The sequence below is a fragment of the Paraburkholderia sp. genome, from assembly GCF_034668105.1.
Lineage (GTDB): Bacteria > Pseudomonadota > Gammaproteobacteria > Burkholderiales > Burkholderiaceae > Paraburkholderia.
The window spans coordinates 1-3,276 of sequence record NZ_JAXDPY010000708.1; the positions used below are offsets into that span (position 1 = coordinate 1).

Annotated in this window: 4 protein-coding genes; 3 read left to right on the top strand and 1 reads right to left on the bottom strand. The window is 58.5% G+C overall.

Annotated elements, in window-relative coordinates; genetic code table 11:
• Nucleotides 1–414: 414 nt before the first annotated feature.
• The 3 genes from QOC89_RS31195 (at nucleotide 415) to QOC89_RS31205 (ending at nucleotide 2,953) form a co-directional block, all read left to right on the top strand.
• Nucleotides 415–1,056, top strand: coding sequence for a lytic transglycosylase domain-containing protein (locus QOC89_RS31195; protein WP_323048569.1), 642 nt, complete (start codon nucleotides 415–417; stop codon nucleotides 1,054–1,056).
• Nucleotides 1,057–1,238: 182 nt separating this feature from the next.
• Nucleotides 1,239–1,925 (top strand): DUF2242 domain-containing protein, encoded by a 687-nt coding sequence (locus QOC89_RS31200; RefSeq protein ID WP_323048567.1) that lies wholly within the window; start codon nucleotides 1,239–1,241, stop codon nucleotides 1,923–1,925.
• A 776-nt stretch (nucleotides 1,926–2,701) separates the two neighbouring features.
• The gene (locus QOC89_RS31205) at nucleotides 2,702–2,953 is read left to right on the top strand and encodes a hypothetical protein (RefSeq protein WP_323048568.1); all 252 of its coding nucleotides are present in this window, start codon (nucleotides 2,702–2,704) and stop codon (nucleotides 2,951–2,953) included.
• A 173-nt stretch (nucleotides 2,954–3,126) separates the two neighbouring features.
• On the opposite strand, the gene QOC89_RS31210 is transcribed toward QOC89_RS31205, so the two are convergent.
• Nucleotides 3,127–3,276, bottom strand: a 150-nt coding sequence (locus tag QOC89_RS31210; protein WP_323048570.1) for an RtcB family protein, incomplete at its 5' end; no start/stop codon positions are given.

Here is a 3,276-nt window from a genome sequence, read left to right on the forward strand (position 1 = left end):
GGCATACTCGCGTACGGCCGGTGTTTCAGGCACCAGCTTGAACATCATCCCCCAATGCAACGCGATGCCCCACAAGATATCCGCAGCGGCTCGCCGACGAATGCGCGATCTCGCTGCGCACAGTTACTGCGCTTCGGCAGCGAGGCCGACGTGCTGGCGCCACTGGAATCACGCGCCCGTTCGCGGAGGTGGCGGCAGCCTTGCATTGTCGCTATGCGCAATGACGGTGATGGCTCAGCAAACTTCGAATAAAGTCTCGAACTGAATTGCAACTAACGGATCATACGTCGGAAGCAGTGAGCCCGTCGGCAATCCGGTGGCCGGGGATTTCCTCTGAGGAATATCGGTCATTTTGGTGCCTCTTTTGGGGGCAGAGCTATAATGGCCGATCCCTTTCCTTCTCCGTCCTTCGTTATGAGCCGGTTACTTTGCCTGATCGTGCTTTCGCTGGGCTTGATGCAAGCCGCGTCGGCGGAGGAAAACAATGACCGCATGACCGCGTATCTGACGCAGAAATTCGGTCTGGCAAAGGAAAAGGCTCAAAAGATTTCTGACGCGGTGCAGTCCGCCGCTTCGAAATATTCACTCCCGCCGGCACTGCTGCTGGCGATCATCTCGATCGAATCCCGCTTCAAGGAAAAAGCCAAGGGCGCCAACGGCGCGACCGGGCTGATGCAGGTGGTGCCGGGCGCCCATCGCGGGCTGCTGAGGAACGTCAAGGACCTGACCGAGCCGAACACTAACATCGAAGTGGGCTCGGCGATTCTGTACGGTTACATGCGCTCAGCCAACGGCGACATGAACGCCGCGCTCAAGAGTTATGGCGGATCGCAGGCCTACGCGCAGAAGGTAAGCTTGCGCGTCGAAGATTTCGCCGGCGTCGCCGCACCACAGAACGTCGCAGCGCGTCCGGACGGGCAAGTCTCTATGTGCGAAGCCGACCGCTGTGCGGCGCCGGATAATTGGGCCGACGCTTTCACGATACCTGCTGCCAATGGCCCCGGAGTGAAGGGCGGCGCGGTGTTGCCAAACGCCTCGCCTGCAACGCAGCACTGAACTGAAGCTTCCGTCCTCTTGTTGGGTCTCGGTAGCGCTTGCTGACTGAAGCCCCTGGGAGATGAGTCGTTACGCCGCATAAGGCGGCGCGGGGCGCGCGCTGTACGCCTTTTACGCGCAGTTGGCAACCGCTCTACAATGCATTCCCGTTCGAACTCACGCCGCGCCTCTTCCGATCGACCATGCTTATCTCGTTTTCCAGGGCCACTGCTGCTGCACTGCTCGGCGTGCTGACACTTGCCGCCTGTAGCAGCGCCCCACAGCCGAAATTCCAGCAGGAATTATTCGAAACAGGCGCAAGCCCTTACGCTCGAAATTTCAACTCAAATACCACGGATACCTGTGAGGCCGCGCGGCGCGCGCTGTTGAGCCAGGGCTATCTGACGACGATGACGCGCACCGATACGGTAGACGCAACGAAAAATTTCCAGCCGACCGGCGATTCGCACATCGTCGTCGAGTTTCATGTGGTGTGCACGCCGGGAGAAGAGGCGAGCGATACGAGCATCGTATACGTCAACGCAGTCCAGAACGGCTTCGCGCTGAAGAAAAGCGATACCTCGGCGAGTGTGGGACTGAGCGTGCTTGGTTCACTGTCGCTGCCGATCCGCTCGAACAGCGATGCGATGGTCAAGATTTCGAGCGAGACCATCCCGTCGGGCAAGTTCTACGACCGCTTTTTCGGTCTCGTCGATCATTATTTACAAACCGTGGTGCGCACGCAGCCGGTTGCAAACAGCCGCATTGAAACCCGCATGTTGCCCGTGCCGGTCGAAGCGACGATGCCCGCGCCTGTTCCCGAGATGCCGGATGCAATCGACAAGGCTGCTTCCGTGCAACCTGCAAGCGGAGCCGGCGTCGCGCCTTGACGCCTCCTTGGTTCCACGGATTTGGGTTGATCATGACCTGATCAGCCTTTGATCTCGTCACGCTGCGATACTTATCCTAGTTTTTTTACTTCATACGTATATATATGTAGTAGTAGTTAACAAGGGTTAACCCCGTCTGTGGATAACTCTCAAATTCGCCGTTACATCAAGGTGATGGGAAAACCATAACCCAGCGGAGCATCACTGTAGAAAAACTGCGAAGCTGGGATAACTTTGACGGGGCTTGCCCGCTGCCGCGCCTTATCAAGATTCCGCGCACAGGCTGTCCGATGCGCTGTCCCGAAGTTATTCAGAGGTCATTGTGGATAACTTGCATAGCCGGCCGAATCAAGACCCGCGGCGGCGAACCTTTTCGTCGACGCCATTCGCTCGCCACCGTACAGACCGGGACGCCTCGAGGCGCGCACATTGAAGTGGGAAGGTACAAAGATTGCGTCTCTGTTTTTGCAAGCGCAACTGTTGCTATTTAGTCAAAATCATTTCAGCAACGCCCTATCCAGGCATAGAGTTAAAGTGTTTTCTGAAGTTATTGGTGCAGTGCGGGGGTGAGTAATGAAACGCAGAACAGCACGACAGCTAGTCCGACTTCTCTCAGATATCAGGCATGCCAGCCACTGCACGACGTTGCGGGCGGCGGCCACTAACCGGGCCATTTCGCTCGCATCTTCCGAGCATGACGAGGAGGCTCACGAGAGCGACGAAAGCAACGAAGCCGCGCGCGACACGCGGCACGACAAGCCGGCCCGGAGCGGATCATGAGAGCAGCAAGTGAGCAGTCGCTGCGTTTCCTGGTTGAGAAATGGCTGGCGCCGGGCCCTTCCGTTCCGGTTCACGTTACCGAATTCAGCCGCACCCGCCTGGGGGGCAGGCGCTATGTGCGCGTAGAGACTTCTCTCGAAGCCGGATCACGCGGTCTCTTCTTCTTTCGTCATGACGACGGCTGCTGGTGTGTGTTTCCGCCCACCGCCGATACCCCTAAGCTCTTTGCGTATCCCCGTGCTGCTTGACGGCAGGCGCCGCTATCAAGCGGCCGCCTCGTTGTCCGGAATGAGCGCCTAGGTGTCTTGCGCGAGAATCGCGTTGCGCACTTAGGCATCCAGCGGGGCGGCGGCGCGATTCGCTGAACGGGCAATCCGCGCTTTGCCGTTACCCCCGCTTTGCCCTTACCCCCGCTTTGCCCTTACCCCTTCACGCACACTACCTGCCGTAGCGTGTGTACTACTTCGACGAGACTGCGCTGCGCTGCCATCACTGCGTCGATGTCCTTATAGGCCATCGGGATTTCGTCGATTACGCCTTCGTCCTTACGGCATTCGACGTGTGCGGTCGC